Genomic DNA, 16,169 nt, shown 5'->3' with positions numbered 1-16,169 from the left:
GCCGCCGTTCAGTGCGTGATCAGGGTGTCGGCCACCGCGCCGCCGAGGCCGGTGCCGCTGAGCCACGCGCCTTCGATCTTGCCGCCGCCCAGCCAGTCGCCGCACAGTCCGATGCGCGGGCCTGCCCGCCACGCAAAGCGGCCGGGAGTCGCGACAGACGACGGCGCCGGCTCGGCATAGCGCCAGCGATGGGCGGTTGCCGTGTCCGCGGTGGCGCCCACGATGTCCCGAAAGGCGTCCAGCAGCGTGCGCGTTATCTGCTCGGGCGGCGCCTCCAGATGAGCCTGGCTCCAGTCGGGTGTCGCGTGCAGCACCCACGTGCTCGCGCCGGTGCGCCCGGGCTTGGACGTGTCGTGGGCGATCCAGCCAAGCGGACCGGAATTGACGAATGCGGCGTCGAATCCCGGGTCCGGCAAATGGCCGCACTGCGCCATCACGGCCCAGGCCGGGCGCATCTCGGTACGCTGGGCAATCACCGCGAGACCTGGTTCGGCGCGCTGCAGGAGCGGGACGGCCTGCGGCGCCGGGACCGCGACGATGACGACGTCGTGACGCGCGTCCAGCGCACGATGCTCGGCCGAGATCAGTCGCCAGCCATGTACGTCTCGCATCAACCCCGTGATCGTCGTCTCGCGCACCGTTTCGATTCCGGCCGACAGATGGCGCGCCGGCGCAGTCATGCCCGGCACGCCGACATATCGCTGAGCTGGCGCGAGCAGTGCCCGCGGCCAGAGCGAGCCGATCGATGCGACGCGCGCGGCCCACGGGGCGGCTGCGCCGCTGGCGACCCATCGCGATATTTCGGCGACGAATGCCGGATGTTGCGCGGTGAAATACTGCGCGCCGTGATCGGCCTGCCAGCCGTCCGTGCGGCGCGTGCTCATGCGCCCGCCCACGCCACGGCTTTTCTCGTACACCGTCACTCGGTGGCCCGCATCGGTGAGGACGCGCGCGCAGGCCAGCCCGGCGATTCCCGCGCCGACGATCGCGATGTTGGCGGGTGAATCGGAAAGTGAAGTCATCTGATTCGTCTTAGAAAATGCAGAATATTGCGCAAATTCTTCGCGCTTATATTGAATTCTACGTCATGAGTGGGCATATGAAGCCGATATTTGTGGCATGTGACACGTGAATTTTGACTCGTTAAGTCATGTTGAGTCGTCATATCGCTTCATCCTGCCGGGAATTGGCATAGAATAGAAACTGTGAATAAACGGCATGTCGCGGCCCGGCCGCGCATCGTGCGGCGGTCGTCGAGCGCCGCGCGCGCAGGAGCCGGAGTCGCCGCGCGGGAAGGGTGCTTGCAACAGGAGTCGTCATGGCTTTTGTCTGGATTTGCGGGGCAACGGGAGCCGTTGGCAGCGCGCTTGCGCGTCGGCTGGACGCCAAGGGCGTTTCAATGGTGCTCACCGCCCGACACGCTGACAGTCTCGGCGCCCTTGCCGACACGATGTCGCGCGAGCGAGTAGTCGTTGCGCCTGCCGACGCGACTGATGCGGCGGCGCTCGATCGGGCGCTCGAGGCAGGCGTCGAGCGATTCGGTGTGCCGGACGGGCTTGCGCATTGCGTCGGCTCGATCGTCGTCAAGCCGATGCATTCGACTTCGGATTCCGAACTGCATGACGCGTTCGCGGCGAATTACTTCTCGGCATGGAACGCATTGCGCGCGTTCGTCCGCATGTTGCTCGCCGCCCAGGCCGGGGGCAGTGCGGTGCTGTTCGGTAGTGTCGCGTCGAGAACCGGGTTCCCGAACCATGAAGCCATCGCCAGCGCGAAAGCCGCGGTTGGCGCGCTCGCGCAGGTGGCGGCCGCCACCTACGCGGCGCGCGGGATTCGCGTCAACTGCATTCATCCCGGCCTGATCGTCTCGGCGATGTCCGCGCGTCTGACGAGTGCGCCGCAGGTCGCGAAGCGACTCGCGGACGCCAATCCGCTCGGACGACTCGGCGTCGGCGACGATCCCGCCGCGCTTGCTGCGTTCCTGTTGAGCGCCGATGCGTCATGGGTGACCGGCCAGCAATTCGGCGTCGATGGCGGCCAGGGCGCGCTGATCGTTTCGCCGAGATCATGATCATGCGTGCGGCGCTGCATCGCTACCGCGTTCCCGCAGCGTTGGCGCTGGCCGGCCTGGCGCCGTTCGTCGCGCTGTCGTGGCTGAGTGTCCACGCGTCGGCTGCCAATGACGATTACGTGCACGCGCTGCTGAACTACGCCGCGTGTATCGCGTCGTTCGTCGGGGCCGTGCATTGGGGTGTCGCGCTGCGCGCATCCGAATCGCCGCCCCGCCAGCGCATTCTCTACGGGTGGAGCGTGATCCCCGCATTGATGGCGTGGGCCGTGCTCATGATGCCGGGCATTGGCGCGCGGCTCACGGGAATGGCGATCGTGCTCGTCGCCTGCGCGGCCGTCGACGGCGTGCTGTGGAGAAAGGAATTCATTCCTGCCTGGTATTTCGCGTTGCGGTGCCTGTTGACGAGTGTGGCAAGTCTCTCGCTGCTGGCCGCCGCGCCTTCGATGAACGGTTGATCCGGATCCTTCCGTGGCGACCTCCCGAACAGCTCGCCGACCCGAGTGCCGGAGCATCGAATTCGGCGGCATCACGATGAAATATCGCAGGCCCGCGGCGGCGATGCTGTCGCGTCTCCATCGAGTCGGCGGCGCGCTGCCCCCGCCGCGGCAAATGCCGATTCAACGGCCGCGCGGTCCGACTCGCGCAGCGCGATCGAACCGCGAAGTGATTCGCGCGCTCATTGCTCGAGATACACCTTGAGTCGCATCAGGCTGCGGCGAATCCAGCTCTTCATCGTGCCGAGCGGCACCTGCATGCGTTCGGCCAGCTCCGCGTACGACGCGCCGCCATGAAACGCTTCCCGCAGCACATACGCCTGCCGTTCGCCCAGATGCGCGAGCCCGCGCTCCAGACGCAGGCGCTCCTGGCTCGCCTGCGCGCCGAGATCGGGCGTCGGGTTTTCGTCGGGGATCGACAGCGCCAGTTCGTCGTCGAGCGGAACCTCGCGGTGCTGCCTGATCCGGTCGATGGTCCGATTGCGTGCGAGCGTCATCAGCCATGTCATCGCCGTACCGCGTCCGGCGTCGAATGAGTCGGCGCGACGCCACGCCGTCGTGAACACGTCCTGAAGCAGGTCTTCCGCTTCGTGGCGGTCGCGGATCATCCGGACGATCACGCCGTACAGCCGCGCCGCCGTCAATCGATACAGCTGCGCGAACGCGTGCTCGTCGCCGGCGGCGACGCGAGACAGCAATTGGTCGAGTTCCGCATGCGCGTCAGGTGCTTCGTCGGGCTGAACCACCGCATCGGCGGTGAATTCGGTTCTGCCGCCCGGGCGCGACCTCGCGCGGGACGCGTCCCGGCGTTGCTGCCTGCCTGAATGCGGCTTCGTCGATCGACCCTGGCCGGACGACGGGCGGAGCGAATCGTGCGAGCAGTTCATCGGGAACTCCGTATGGCTTTGCGCTTCGTGCTGTTGCGCGCCCGCGGTGACGAGCGGGCGCGGCTCATGGCCGGGCACGGTGCCGTCGCATTCGTCGCGAATGCCTGTCGCGCGCATTACGCATTCTTTCCGGACAACAAGGCGAGAAACTCGCGGCGAAGCGATGCGTCCGCGAGAAATTTCCCGCGCATCACGCTGTTGGTCATTCTTGCCTGGTCGTCCTTGGTGCCGCGCCAATGCATGCAGAAGTGCTCGGCCTCGAGTACGACGGCAAGCCCGTCGGGCGAGATGCGCGATTCGAGGAGATCGGCGATCTGCTTGACCGCTTCTTCCTGGATCTGCGGGCGCGTCATGACCCAGTTCACGAGCCTTCCGTACTTCGACAGGCCGATCAGATTCGACGCGGCGCTCGGCAGCACGCCGATCCAGATGCGGCCCATGATCGGGCAGAGATGATGCGAGCACGCGCTGCGCACGCGGAGCGGCCCGACGATCAGCAGCTCGTCCAGCCGCTCGACGTTCGGGAATTCGGTGACGGCCGGCGCCGCGCCGTAGCGGCCCGCGAACACTTCGCGGATGAACATCTTCGCGACGCGCCGCGCGGTTTCCCGCGTGTTGTGGTCGTTGTCGACATCGATCACGAGCGAGCGCAGCACGGCTTCCATTCCCTGCGCCACTTCGTTCTGCAGAGCATCCAGTTCTCCGTCGCGCAGGTGCGCGGCGATGTTGTCGTTTGCATGGAAGCGCACGCCCGCGTTCTCGAGCCGACGACGGATGATGTGCGACAGAGGAATGCCCTCGTCGATCGCAGTCAAGGTGTGTTCGGGAGCGTCGATCAAATTGCCCATTTCGGTTCGTTTCTCGAGGTTAGGGGGTCATGCGATGGATCGCGACAGAGGCGATGATTTGCCTGTGTTTCCTGGGTAAAAGCCGGGCGAACGCCGCCGCTATTTCGACGACGCGCCGACGGGGTGGCGCTCACCAGGCGTGCGCGGGCGTGCATGGCGGCCCGGCAGCGTCACCGGAGATCCGGTCCTGATCGCGCACGACGGACCCATTGGCGTTGCCGGGGCCCAGCCGCCGACGTCCCGGCGGAACCGCAACATCGGGTCGTTCGCCGTCGGCTTCGCCGCGAGCATGACGGCGGCGGACTGTTGCAACCTGGCCAGGACGAACGCCTGGTCGACGCGGCCGCCGACCGAGTGAAACAGGTGGAACCCTGCAAGGCGGATCAACGCGAGGGCCTGCACGCTGCCGTACTCATAGATGATCGCGGCCGCGCGGACACGGCGCGCCTGTGCGAGCGACACGAATTGAATCGCCAGATTCATCTGCAACGACGAGACCTCGGCGATCAGGGCGTCGACAGCCGGGCCCGGCTGTCGTAGCGCCCGCGGCACCGACTCGACGCGCTCGCTGACGTGCAGGCCGGCCTGCTCGATCGTTTCGTCGGATGCAGTCAGGACGCCCGTGACGAGTAGCGTGGGACACACGCGAGCCGCGACGGTGTTCGATCGCCGCTCGGGCAGTGCGCCGTGCAGGCTGGCGCTTGCACACCGGTCGGTCACCTGCGGCGAGCGGCGCCGGCAGCGTTGGCCGCGCTGCTGCGCGGCGACCCGCAAACGCGATGCAATCGGCCGGTCGGGTGCCGCACCGGCGTGGTGTGACGGGCTGCGTGCCGGGGCGACGGACACGCGCGCCATCCATGAAGCCGGACACGCCGGAAACCGGCGCGGCTTGATGTCGTGATTGCGTGTTGGCACGGGGCCTCCCTCGGTCGATTCATGCGTCACAGCTGGATTGTATGCAAATTTTCCGGAAAGTGAAGCGGAAAAGTGATTCACATAACAATGTGTACCGGATTCTTTTGAGTCGTTTGCCTCGTCGGTGCTGTCAGGTTGCGTTGCGAGCACGAGAGTGCCCATTTATGCAAGGGAATTTCGTGTTGGCGTGGCGTATGAAACGATTTCCGGGGTCAATGGGGTGGTGGTTAATTTGTGCCACAACGGGCCAGAAAGTACGCCGGAAGGCGTGCGATTTCGATGCATGCATTGGCCATGTCGCGCATTTGCGTGTCGATACGGCGGGAACCGGTCCACGGTCGTTCACGCAAGCGTCGTGCAGTTGAAACGGGGTGGAGTGAACCGCCTGTAGGCAACCAGGCGGCCACGGGGAAGGGGGAGGACTGCTCTGACGAGCGCGCCTATGCGCGCACCGGCGCCGATCGATCCCGATTCCCCGAAACAGGCGCGAGCATTCCGTCTCGGATCGAAGCGCTAACCGGGCCCGCGCGCTGCTCGCGACCGGCTCGTCAACGCGAAGTCACCAACGTGCAGCGTTTGGCTTCATGCGGGAGCGCGGCCGCCGATTCCGACGGCAACGCTCCGAGCAATATCGGACTTCGTCCCAGGCGGCTTTCCATTTCTTTCTCCAGCTGAAAGGCAAGCCGCAGGTCTCGCAGATCTTCTCAGGCAAGTGCATCTTGTCGACCATGGCGAATCACGCATCCAGACGGATCTCTGACGAACTGCCCGGCCGAGCGGCGTTGGCGCGTCGATACACCGGACCCGTCGCCATCACTCACCCTCGAATCAGCGCGCATCGTCGCCCAACAACTGACGGCGCAACGACTTTGCCCGCGTACGCGGGTCGAGCCAGATCGAGAAGAAGGCGCGCGCGAACGCCGGGTCGGTCACGTCGGCCGTGAGGCGGCCGTTGGTGTAGAAGCGTGCGCCATGCTCGGGCACATACACACCGCACAGCACGTCGCCGCGCGATACGTCGGTGAACGCCCGTTCGATATCGCGGCGCCATGCTTCGAGCGTCGCAGCCGGCAACGGCGCGGGTGCGAGTCGCTCGATCTCGTCCATGCCCGTCGAGACGAGCCGCTCGCCTTTCACGTCATGACGGTAGGCCAGCGACAACGCAAACGGCGTGTCGAACGCGCCCGGCGGCCGGGGCGCCCACAGCTGGGCGTCGTACAGACAGATGCCCAGGATGCAGAACCGGCCGGATCCGATCAGTCGCGCCGATGCGATGTCGTCGACGCAGCTCGCGCCGGCGGACAACGGGGCAGCCAGCGCCGCAGCCGCAGCGAGCATCGCAAGCCGGCGCCTCATGTCAGCCGCCCGACGACACGATGAAATGCATCACGTCGGTCCGCCGCTCGGCAAATCCCGCTTCGCAATAGGCGAGATAGAGGCGCCAGGTGCGAATGAACGTCTCGTCGAACCGTTGCGCGCGCACCGAGTCGATGCGCGCCTCGAACGCGGCCCGCCAGGTGCGCAGCGTGCGCGCGTAGTCGTCGCCGAACGCGAGCACCGGTTCGGCGGCCAGGCCGGCCCGCCGCGCGGCATCGACGAAACGCTCCGGGCTCGGCAGCATCCCGCCGGGAAAGATGAACTCGCGAATGAAGTCGCTAGACGTGCGGTACGCGTCGAATAGCGAATCGATGATCGTGATCGATTGAATCAGCGCGCGAGCACCGGGCTTCAGGCGCTGCCTGAGCGTGTCGAAGTACACCGGCCAGAACGTTTCGCCTACGGCCTCGAACATCTCGATCGACACGATCGCGTCGTATTGGCCGTCGACGTCGCGATAGTCGCGCAATTCGAGCGTGACGCGATCGGACAGCCCGTCGCGCGCAACGCGCTCGGCGGCCAGCGCGTACTGCGCTTGCGAGATGGTGACGCCATGCACGTGGATGCCTTGCCGTGCCGCATGCACGGCGAACCCGCCCCAGCCGCAGCCGATCTCGAGCACGCGCATGCCGGCGCGCAGGCCGAGCGAATCGACGATGTGCTGATACTTCGCCGTTTGCGCGTCGGCGAGCGAACGCTGCGCGTCGCCGTCGAAGCAGGCGCTCGAATACGTCCACGTGTCGTCGAGCCACAATCCGTAAAAGTCGTTGCCGAGATCGTAGTGCGCGTGGATGTTGCGGCGGCTGCCGGCCCGCGTATTCATCCTCAGCCGGTGGCGCAGCGCGTACCAGAGGCGTGCCAGGCGGCCGCCGGTCACCGTCGTCGCGATCACCGGCTGGTTGCGGATCGCGAGGCGCAGCAGCGCGACGAGTTCGGGCGTGTCGATCCAGCCGGCGCGATACGCTTCCGCGAATCCGATGTCGCCCGCGCGCAGGATCGCACGGCATGCCCGCCAGTCGCGGACCTGCAGCGTCGCGGCCGGCTGGCAGTGCGGATCGCCGAACACGTGCTGCGCGCCTTCGGGCGTCACGAGCGTCAGGTGCCCGTCGTGGATTTGCCGGAGCAGCGCGATGAACAACCGGGCCGAGAGCGGCATCGCCGGTTGCGATGCGGGAGACAGCAGGCGCAGCAAGGTCATGGACGAGCCTCGTGATCGGACAGCGCCGAGCGGCCGCGTGGCGACGCGCCCGGCGAACGGGACAATGGCGAATCGGCAGCGGCAGGACGGCCGGGGGGCGTCTTGCCGTAGAACGGCACGCGTGCGAGCCACAGCCGCAGCGCTTGCCAATGAATGCGAATGACGACGTTGATCGCGTTCAGCGGCTGCCGGGCCAGCGCGCGCCATGCGCGTGCCGCCGTCAGCGGCGCGGACTGCATGGCGATTGCCGTGCGCAGCAGCAGGCCGTCGTCGTCGCGATAGTCGATCGCCACGCTCAGGTGGTCGCCGCACTGACGCACGCGAAACGCGTAATCCCCGACGATGTCGCAAAACGGCGAGACATGAAACGTCTTGCGGCTGACGAGCACGGTGTCGGCGTCGATCGGCGCGTGGCACATCGCACTCAGCAGGTAGCCGTGGTGCGCACCGAACGTGTTGCGCACATCGGCGTACAGCGCGCGCAGCCGGCCCGCGCGGTCGTAGCAGTACCAGAAGCTCACCGGATTGAATGCGTAGCCGAAGACGCGCGGGATCGTCTGCAGCCAGATCGGGCCGTCGGCGGGAATGCCGGCGTGCGCGAGGACATCGCGCATCCACGGGCCGAGCGCGCGGCCGTCGCGCGGGCCGTAGTCGCGGGAAGCGAGCGCGAGCGGGGCCCAGCGATCGATGCCGAACCAGCCGGCGTCGATCTCGGCCAGCCGCTCGACGTCGCAGCAGACCTGGAATATCGGGTACGCGAACGCATGGCGCACCGGCCGCAGCCGTTCATGCATCACGGTGCCGACGAGAAGCCGGGCGGCCATGCCGTCGCGGGCAAAGGGCGCGTTCATGGGCGAGCCCAGGCCGGCGCGATGCCGAAGCTGCGGGCGACGCGCAACGCCGATTTCAGTCCGTCCTCATGGAACCCGTAGCCCGTCCATGCTCCCGCAAACCACGTATTGCGCCGCCCTTGCAGCATCGGCAGGCGATGCTGCGCATCCACCGCCGCGAGATCGAGCAGCGGGTGCTCGTAATCGTAGCGGCCGAGCTGGGTGTCGGGCGCGGGCTCGTCCACCGGATTCAACGTGACGACGACCGGCGAGCGGAACGGCAGCGGCTGCAACTGGTTGAGCAGGTAGCTCACGCACACCGGCGATGCGCCGCCCGTGCGCCTCGGCCGGCCGCCCAGGTAGTTCCATGCCGACCACACGCGCCGCCGGCGCGGCAGCAACGCGGTATCGGTATGAAGCACCGCGACGTTGTGCTGGTAGCGCACGGCGCCGAGCACGTCGCGCTCGGCCTTGCTCGCATCCGCGAGCAGCCGCAGGCTGGTCGGCGCATGGCACGCGAGCACGACCGCGTCGAAACGCTCGTGACCGGCCGTATCGGTCGCCACCGTCACGCCCGCGTCGTCGCGCCGTATCGCGCGGACCGGCGTATTCACGCGCACGTCGTCGAGCGTCGCGGCGATGCGCTCGACGTACTGCCGCGCGCCGCCCGCGACGGTGCGCCAGGTCGGCCGGTTGTTGACCTGCAGCAACGCGTGATTCAGGCAGAAGCGCAGGAACGTCGCCGCCGGAAACCGCAGGATGTCGTTGGCCGCGCTCGACCAGATGGCGGCCGCCATCGGCAGCAGGTAGTGATGCTGGAACGATGCGCCGTATCCGCCGGCCGTGAGCAGTTCGCCGACCGAAAGACGCTGCCGGCTCGCCGATTCGAGGTGATCTTGCGCGGACGCGTTGAAGCGCAGGATGTCGCGCAACATGCCGAGAAAGGTCGGCGAGAACAGGTTGCGGCGTTGCGCGAACACCGTGTTCAGGTTGCTGCCGGCCCATTCGAGCCGGCCGCCGTCGACCGAAACCGAAAACGACATGTCGGTCGAATGGGCGGCCACGCCCAGTTCGTCGAACAGCGCGATCAGGTTCGGATAGGTCCGGTCGTTGAACACGAGGAATCCCGTGTCGACGGGGTGGCGTGCGCCGTCGAGGTCGACGTCGACCGTGTGCGTGTGACCGCCGAGATAGTCGGCGGCCTCGAACAGCGTCACACGGTGACGGCGGGCCAGCAAGTATGCGCTGGCCAGGCCCGCGATGCCGGCGCCGACGACGGCAATCCGCCGGCCGGGCAGCGACATTGAAAGTTCCGGGTGCATCGCGAATGGTCTCCGTCAGTCACAAGTGCAGGTTCGGGAATCACATGTGCTCATATACGTCGCACCGCACGCGGCGGATGCAGGCGCGGTGGTCATTCGCGATCGCCGGGCGACGCAAAGCCCGGCTTGCCGATCTGGTCGGGTGTTTGCGGCACCCGCCTGAAGCGCGACGTGTCGTAACCCATCGCATCGAGCCGGGCGAGCAGCGAGCGATAGGTGGCCTCGTCCATCGTCGGCTCGCGCGAGAAGATCCAGCCGAGCGTCTTGCCCGGGTAGCCGAGGATCGTGTACCGGTAGTCGGGATCGACGTAGAGCGTCAGTTGCGTGACATACACCGGCCAGAACAGCCGCACGCGCCATTCGCCGCCGCCGCTGCCGGGCTTGACGGCGTCGACGAACCGATAGTGCGTCTCGGGCTGGTCGAAGCCGCCTTTGCGGCCGACGAATGCGTCGTCGATCCGGCCGTCGTCGCGCAGGCGCCACTCGGCCCGGCTGCCGACGAAGCGGCGTTCCGCGAAATACGGGATGTTCGCGATCACGTACCAGCGGCCCATGTAGCGCGGCAGGTCGACGGGTACGGTCGACAGCGGAACGGCGGCGCGCGGATTCGGGTTCGGCGGGCTGCCCGAGCACCCGGCGGCTCCGATCGCGAGCGCCGTCACGACCGTGACGGCGATGCGGCGGAGAACCCGGTACGCGATCGCGGCCGTCATGCGAGAACCCGGCGCTTGTCGAACAGATAGTGGGCGACGCCCCATTCCTGCCCGTCGGCATAGCCGAACAGCTCGGCGACCGCCATGTAGAACATCCGCCAGCGCTGGAACCAGATGCGGGCGTCGGCGCCGTAGACCGTCTCGAAAATCGGCATGACCCGGGGGCGCGCCGCATCGAGCGACGCGAGCCACTGATTGGCCGTGCGGGCGTAGTGAGTCCCGTCGAGCCACCATTGGCGGGCGATGCGCACGTCGTCCTGGAACCGCAGCAGCAGGTCGGCCGACGGCATCGTCCCGCCCGTGAAGAAATAGCGCGACATCCAGTCGGTGTCGTCGTGCACCGCGAAGTGATAGGCGAGCAGCTTGTGCGCGAAGATGTGCACGAAGAGCTTGCCGTCGTCGTGCATCCAGCGCGCGATTTTGGCGAGCAGTTGCCCGTAGTTCTTCATGTGCTCGAACATCTCGATCGAGAGCACGCGGTCGAAACCGGCATCCGCGGGATCGAAGTCGAACTCCACCACGTTGCCGGTGACGATTCGCAGATTCGTCAGCCCGCGCTGCGCCGCGCATCGCTCGATGAAGTGGCGTTGACCGTGCGAATTCGACAGGCCGACGACCTGCGCGGCCGGATACCGTTCGGCGAGCCAGAGCGACAGCGAACCCCAGCCGCAACCGAGGTCGAGAATGCGCTGGCCGTCCTCCAGCCTGGCGCGCTGCGCGTACAACGCCAGCATGGCTTCTTCTGCCTGCGACAGCGTTTCGTCGCCGCGCGGGTAATAGCCGCACGAATATTTGAGCCGCGGGCCGAGATGGGCCTCGAAGAAGCTGCCGGGCACTTCGTAATGCTGCGTGTTCGCCGCGAGCGTCTCGATTGCGATCGGGCTCGCGCCCAGTTCACGCACCAGCGTGTCGTAGGCCGCCGCGCGCCGTTCGCCGTCATCCGCGTGTTCGTCGCGCAGGCGTTGCCGCATGAGCGAGCGCATGCCGGCCCGGATCAGCCGGTCCGGCAGCCAGCCGCGCTCGCAGCAGCGAATCAGCCAGGCGTCGTTGGGTGCCGCCGCCGAGGCCGGCGACGGTTGCGAGGTGGTAGCGGTCATGATCGCGTGCTCCGGTCTTCAGGGTGATCGGATCGAGTGGGGGAAGGGCCGGGCGCCGGCCTCGGAGGCCACGGAACGATGGCGCTGGTCGTGCGCATGTACTCGCGGTAGCCCGGCCGGCTTTGCACCAGACGCGCTTCGAGCAGCGGCAAGCCGGATACCTTGAGCAGCAGCCATGCCATCAGGAGTGGCGGGAACAGCGTCAGCCAGCCCCACGGCATGCCGATCGCCAGCGCCGTATAGGCGAGCCAGTGCACGCACTCGAAAAAATAGTTGGGGTGCCGCGAATAGCGCCACCAGCCGGCGCGACAGACCTGGCCGCCGTGGTCGGGATCCGCGAGAAACCGCTTGAGCTGCCGGTCGGACGCAGTCTCTCCGGCGACCGCGGCGATCCAGATCGCCGCTGCCGCGGCGATCGCGAACCGGGACGGGGTTGCCGTGCTGTAGGCGGGGATGAAGAACGCGATCGACAGCAGCATCGAGATCAGCGCCTGCAACTGGAACAGCCAGAACATGTTGCGCGGCGCGGCGTCGCCCCACTGCAGGCGGAACTGTCGATAGCGCGGGTCTTCCGGCTGCCCGCGATTGCGACGCCACAGGTGTCGCGCGAGTCGCAGCCCCCAGATGCCGCCGCCGGCGGCGACGAGCGCACGATTCAATTCCGGGCCGGTAGCCAGCACGGCGACGAACACGGCTACGCCGCCGAGCGTCGCGGCCCAGACCGGATCGATCATCCCGGCGTTCCGGGAATGCAATTGGGCAATCCATACCGCCGTGAAGGACAGGATCAGTCCGACGAAGGCGAGGAGGGCAACGACGACGGCGGGCATACGGGCTCCGAGGGCGCGATACCCTTTATACGGAGCCGGCGACCGATCGGATGCAGACGAATGCGACGAGATGCGTGATCTCGTCGAGAGAGACGGCAGCGGGCGGCACGCCGCCGCGCTTTACGTTTACAGGGCGAGCGCGCGTTGCGCGCGTCAAGTGGTGTGCATCGCGCCGGTGGCGAGCACCGGCCCGGTGGGTTGGCCGCTCGGCGAGCCGCCGTGAGGCTCGAGCGATACGGCGAGCACCGCGCGTGCATCGAGTCGCGCGACGATCGCTTGCGGCAGCGTCATCGACGCCGGTGCGTTCGACGCGAATACGCCGAGCGAGATCGGCTTCGCATTCGGCGGAATCAGCCAGAGCTCCGTCGAGCGGTCCGCGGCGACCGGCGGCGTGTTCGCGGGCACCACGACCATCCGGGCACGCCGCAAGTCGACCGTGGCGGTCCACCGTGCGACGCCATCCGCTTGTGCTAGCGTGGCCGCCATGTAGTGGCTGTCTTCGGCAGCGGGGCGCGGCGGCGCTTCGCCCACCCGGATCACGTTGACCGTGAGCAGCCCGAGCGCCGCCACGCTCGCGCCCATGCCGACCCAGCGCCACAGTCGCAGGCTATTCCACCATCCGTCGGATGGCGCGGCGCTGCGCGGGCGCGACGGCGGGATGAAGCCCAGTTGGTGCTGGATCCTCGTCCAGGTTCGCGCGGGCGGGTCGACGGGCGTGACGTCGTCCGCGAGCGGGGCGAGGTGGCGCTGCCAGCGCTCGAGCGTGGCTTGCAACGCCGGGTCGCGCGCGGCGGCCTGCTCCAGCTCGCGGCGCGCGTCTGCGTCGAGCACGCCGAGCGCGTATTCCGCGCAGCGCAATTCGGGATTGTGATCGGCCGGCGTATTCATTGCTCCAGGCACACCTTCAGCTGCATCAGGCTGCGCCGGATCCAGCTCTTCATGGTTCCGAGCGGCACACGCAGTCGCGCTGCCAGCTCACTGTAGGTCGCGCCGCTGAAGAAGGCCTCGCGCACCGCGCGGCCCTGCTGCGGATCGAGTTGCGCGAGGCATCGCTCGAGGCGAAGGCGCTCCTGCGAGGCCTCCGCCAGCGCGGCGGGCGTCGGATCTTCGGCGGGAAGCTCCAGCGCCTGCTCGTCGTCGAGTTGCGCGTCGCGATGCTGCCGCAAGCGGTCGATCGTCTTGTTGCGCGCCAGCGTGATCAGCCACGTCATCGCGCCGCCGCGCGCCGGGTCGAACGCGTCGATACGTCGCCATGCGGTCGTGTAGACCTCCTGGAGGAGATCCTCGGCTTCCCCGTGATCGTGAAGCATGCGCACGATCGTCCCGAACACCCGCGACGCGGTCAGCCGGTACAACTCCGCGAAAGCCGCCTGATCGCCGGATGCTGCCTGAAGCATCACCCGGTTCAGATGTTCGCGGCGCGCGACATCCGCATCGGCATCGCGCGAAGGGGCTGACTGATCGAAGCCGCTGGCACCGCCTGGCGTGTCGCTCATGCGAAGGGGATGGCGCGGACCGCCATGATGTGAATGTCGAGCGAAATATAGCATTCCCGGATACATGTGATCGAGCGATCGGTGGCGCGTCCGCTGCACGTTGTGCAGCGCAACGCCCGCTGTGATCTCTTCAGCCAGATACGAGCGACGCGTCCGCGCGGATGCAGGCAGCCGCAACGTGCGGCGGATGCGGCCGACTACCGTCGGTTGCGTGCACAATGAGCGGGTTTCGTGTCTGGAGAGTCATTCAATGAAGCGAAGTATCGTGGGCCGACCGCTGTGGGCGGCGGGCGTGATCGTGGCGGGCGCCGCCCTGGTGCTGGCGGGATGTGCAGGCCTCGCCGGCGGGCCCAGCGGGAATGCACACGTTCCGCAACCCGCGAAATCCGTCGATCTCGATCGCTACGTCGGCAGATGGTACGAGTTCGCGCGGTATGAAAACCGCTTCGAGCGCGGATGCGACGGCGTGACGGCCGACTATGCGAAGCGGGAAGACGGTCTCGTCGGCGTGCGCAATACCTGCCGCGAAGGCGGGCCGGACGGCCGCGCGCGAAGCGCCGACGGGCGCGCAAGGATCGTGGCCGACAGCGGCGGCGCAAAGCTGAAAGTGTCGTTCTTCGGGCCGTTCTTCCTCGGCGATTACTGGGTGCTCGATCGCGCCGACGACTACGCATGGTCGATCGTCGGTGAACCGTCGGGGCGGTTCCTGTGGATCCTGACGCGCGATGCGAAGCCTTCCGCTGAACAGGCCGCGGCGCTCGTCGAACGGGTGCGGGCGCTCGGTTACGACACGACGATGTTGCGGCGCACCGCGCATTAGGGCGACCGCACGCAGCACGCGTGCGCGGCGCCATCGGGCCGGGCGCAACGCCGAGCGCCGCGTATGCGCGCGGCCGTGGCCGACGGCGACGGCGACGGCGAAATGCGGGATGACGCCTTTGGGTCTACGTTCGCTGAACGCGAAAACCGGTTCGTTGCCTTCGGCAGTTAACTGCTCGCCCGGACAATCAGTTGGCACGACATCGGTCGCTGACTTTTGCGAAGCGTGTCGAGCGCCGGCGGATCCTCCTGCAGAAGCTGAAAGATCCGCGCGGCCGCCGTGATGCCGATTTCACTCGCGGGCGGCCGCACGGTCGTCAGGCCCGGCGTCAGCATTTCCGCCATCGGGTAGTCGCCGAAACCGACGATCGCGCATTGCTCCGGTACGCGAATGCCCGCGCCGGGCGCGGACAGCAGCGCACCGAACGCGAGGTTGTCGTTCGCGAAGATGATCGCGTCGGCCGTGCGGCGGGCGGAACACAGCGCGAGCAGCGCCTCGCGTCCTGCGTGCATCGGCTGCGCTTCGGTCGGTGCAAACACGATCGGCTCGCGCCCATGCTCGCGCATGATCTCGGTATAACCATCGCAACGCTCGCGCGCGCTTGCGTCGCCCGCCGCGCTGTTCAGCACGAACGCGATGCGTCGATAGCCGCGTTCCACCAGATGACGCGCCGCGATGTGTCCGGCTTCCTGGTGCACGAAGCCGATCTGCAGCGGTTTGCGCCGCGGCTGGAAGTCCCACGTTTCGAGCACGGGCACCTGCGTCTGTTCGATCAGTTCCTCGGTTCCCCGGGAATGGAAGTGCGACGTGAGCACGAGCGCCGCCGGCGACCATCCGAGCAATCCACGCACCGCGTTCTCCTCGAGATCCGTCGAGAAATAGCTCGATGCGAGCAGCAACTGGTAACCGTGTGCGGTGACCTCGTCGCTGAAGCTCTGGATCGTGTTCGCAAAGATCGGCCCCGAGATGTTCGGAATGACCATGCCGATGACACGGCTGCGCGCCGATGCGAGCCCGCCGGCGACGAGATTCGGCACGTAGCCGAGTTCGGCGACCGCATCGGCGATCCGCTCGCGCAGCGGCGCGGACAGCCGCGCCGGATCCTGGAAATAGCGCGACACGCTGATCTGCGACACGCCGACGTGCTCGGCCACATCGCGCAGGGTCAGGCGTCCCGACGTGCGGCGGGGACGCGCATCGCTTTTAGTCGAATCGGACATATGTTCCGCTGATTTCGTTATTTGACGCGGCAAATGCGCCACGGGAAACTG

General features: G+C 67.3%; 18 protein-coding genes and 1 pseudogene. 4 read left to right on the top strand and 15 right to left on the bottom strand.

Annotated features, from left to right (window positions below; all coding sequences use genetic code 11):
* Positions 1-8: 8 nt before the first annotated feature.
* The gene (locus FFS49_RS07260; protein WP_105817076.1) at positions 9-1,022 is read right to left on the bottom strand and encodes an FAD-dependent oxidoreductase; all 1,014 of its coding nucleotides are present in this window, start codon (positions 1,020-1,022) and stop codon (positions 9-11) included.
* A 296-nt stretch (positions 1,023-1,318) separates the two neighbouring features.
* Here FFS49_RS07260 and FFS49_RS07255 point away from each other — a divergent pair, with 296 nt between their 5' ends.
* From FFS49_RS07255 to FFS49_RS42520, 3 genes and pseudogenes are all read left to right on the top strand, one after another.
* Positions 1,319-2,071 (top strand): SDR family oxidoreductase, encoded by a 753-nt coding sequence (locus FFS49_RS07255; RefSeq protein ID WP_039369986.1) that lies wholly within the window; start codon positions 1,319-1,321, stop codon positions 2,069-2,071.
* On the top strand, positions 2,068-2,526 hold the full coding sequence (locus FFS49_RS07250) for a DUF3429 domain-containing protein (RefSeq protein WP_105817075.1): 459 nt from the start codon (positions 2,068-2,070) through the stop codon (positions 2,524-2,526). The genes FFS49_RS07255 and FFS49_RS07250 overlap by 4 nt, the downstream gene beginning before the upstream one ends.
* A gap of 13 nt (positions 2,527-2,539) precedes the next feature.
* Positions 2,540-2,665: pseudogene (locus FFS49_RS42520) on the top strand (succinate dehydrogenase, cytochrome b556 subunit); the annotation flags it as partial.
* Between the two features lie 82 nt (positions 2,666-2,747).
* On the opposite strand, the gene FFS49_RS07240 reads toward FFS49_RS42520, so the two are convergent.
* The 13 genes from FFS49_RS07240 to FFS49_RS07180 all read right to left on the bottom strand — a co-directional run bounded on the left by FFS49_RS07240 (position 2,748) and on the right by FFS49_RS07180 (position 14,078).
* Positions 2,748-3,452, bottom strand: a complete 705-nt coding sequence (locus FFS49_RS07240; protein ID WP_039370051.1) for a sigma-70 family RNA polymerase sigma factor — start codon at positions 3,450-3,452, stop codon at positions 2,748-2,750.
* Positions 3,453-3,568: 116 nt separating this feature from the next.
* Positions 3,569-4,300: a GTP cyclohydrolase I gene (locus FFS49_RS07235; protein WP_105817074.1), complete on the bottom strand. Its 732-nt coding sequence runs from the start codon at positions 4,298-4,300 to the stop codon at positions 3,569-3,571.
* A gap of 99 nt (positions 4,301-4,399) precedes the next feature.
* Positions 4,400-5,377 (bottom strand): hypothetical protein, encoded by a 978-nt coding sequence (locus tag FFS49_RS07230; protein ID WP_224755652.1) that lies wholly within the window; start codon positions 5,375-5,377, stop codon positions 4,400-4,402.
* A 397-nt stretch (positions 5,378-5,774) separates the two neighbouring features.
* Positions 5,775-5,945 carry a DUF2256 domain-containing protein gene (locus tag FFS49_RS07225; protein ID WP_105817072.1) on the bottom strand — a complete coding sequence of 57 codons (171 nt, stop codon included), beginning with the start codon at positions 5,943-5,945 and terminating at the stop codon, positions 5,775-5,777.
* Positions 5,946-6,043: 98 nt separating this feature from the next.
* Positions 6,044-6,571: a chalcone isomerase family protein gene (locus FFS49_RS07220; RefSeq protein ID WP_105817071.1), complete on the bottom strand. Its 528-nt coding sequence runs from the start codon at positions 6,569-6,571 to the stop codon at positions 6,044-6,046.
* 1 nt (position 6,572) lies between these two features.
* The gene (locus FFS49_RS07215; RefSeq protein ID WP_105817070.1) at positions 6,573-7,790 is read right to left on the bottom strand and encodes a cyclopropane-fatty-acyl-phospholipid synthase family protein; all 1,218 of its coding nucleotides are present in this window, start codon (positions 7,788-7,790) and stop codon (positions 6,573-6,575) included.
* Complete coding sequence (locus FFS49_RS07210; RefSeq protein ID WP_105817069.1) at positions 7,787-8,641, bottom strand: DUF1365 domain-containing protein; 855 nt, start codon at positions 8,639-8,641, stop codon at positions 7,787-7,789. Before FFS49_RS07210 ends, FFS49_RS07215 begins: the two co-directional genes overlap by 4 nt.
* Entirely contained in the window at positions 8,638-9,942 is a 1,305-nt protein-coding gene (locus FFS49_RS07205; protein ID WP_105817068.1) for an FAD-dependent oxidoreductase, read from the bottom strand. Before FFS49_RS07205 ends, FFS49_RS07210 begins: the two co-directional genes overlap by 4 nt.
* A gap of 92 nt (positions 9,943-10,034) precedes the next feature.
* Positions 10,035-10,655 carry a lipocalin family protein gene (locus FFS49_RS07200; protein ID WP_105817067.1) on the bottom strand — a complete coding sequence of 207 codons (621 nt, stop codon included), beginning with the start codon at positions 10,653-10,655 and terminating at the stop codon, positions 10,035-10,037.
* On the bottom strand, positions 10,652-11,752 hold the full coding sequence (locus FFS49_RS07195; RefSeq protein WP_105817066.1) for a cyclopropane-fatty-acyl-phospholipid synthase family protein: 1,101 nt from the start codon (positions 11,750-11,752) through the stop codon (positions 10,652-10,654). Before FFS49_RS07195 ends, FFS49_RS07200 begins: the two co-directional genes overlap by 4 nt.
* On the bottom strand, positions 11,749-12,582 hold the full coding sequence (locus FFS49_RS07190; RefSeq protein WP_105817065.1) for a DUF1295 domain-containing protein: 834 nt from the start codon (positions 12,580-12,582) through the stop codon (positions 11,749-11,751). Before FFS49_RS07190 ends, FFS49_RS07195 begins: the two co-directional genes overlap by 4 nt.
* A gap of 153 nt (positions 12,583-12,735) precedes the next feature.
* Positions 12,736-13,470 (bottom strand): anti-sigma factor, encoded by a 735-nt coding sequence (locus FFS49_RS07185; RefSeq protein WP_105817064.1) that lies wholly within the window; start codon positions 13,468-13,470, stop codon positions 12,736-12,738.
* Positions 13,467-14,078 carry a sigma-70 family RNA polymerase sigma factor gene (locus tag FFS49_RS07180; RefSeq protein ID WP_105817063.1) on the bottom strand — a complete coding sequence of 204 codons (612 nt, stop codon included), beginning with the start codon at positions 14,076-14,078 and terminating at the stop codon, positions 13,467-13,469. Before FFS49_RS07180 ends, FFS49_RS07185 begins: the two co-directional genes overlap by 4 nt.
* 250 nt (positions 14,079-14,328) lie before the next feature.
* Here FFS49_RS07180 and FFS49_RS07175 point away from each other — a divergent pair, with 250 nt between their 5' ends.
* Positions 14,329-14,898, top strand: a complete 570-nt coding sequence (locus tag FFS49_RS07175) for a lipocalin family protein (RefSeq protein ID WP_039370025.1) — start codon at positions 14,329-14,331, stop codon at positions 14,896-14,898.
* A 167-nt stretch (positions 14,899-15,065) separates the two neighbouring features.
* Here the strand turns inward: FFS49_RS07175 and FFS49_RS07170 are convergent, their stop codons facing one another.
* Positions 15,066-16,118 (bottom strand): LacI family DNA-binding transcriptional regulator, encoded by a 1,053-nt coding sequence (locus tag FFS49_RS07170; RefSeq protein WP_105817062.1) that lies wholly within the window; start codon positions 16,116-16,118, stop codon positions 15,066-15,068.
* Positions 16,119-16,169: the final 51 nt, after the last annotated feature.

This window comes from Burkholderia sp. 4NA327C6, assembly GCF_005502655.1.
Taxonomy (GTDB): Bacteria; Pseudomonadota; Gammaproteobacteria; order Burkholderiales; family Burkholderiaceae; genus Burkholderia; species Burkholderia contaminans.
Note: the sequence above shows the minus strand (reverse complement) of the source record. Positions and strands in the feature narration are given on the sequence as shown.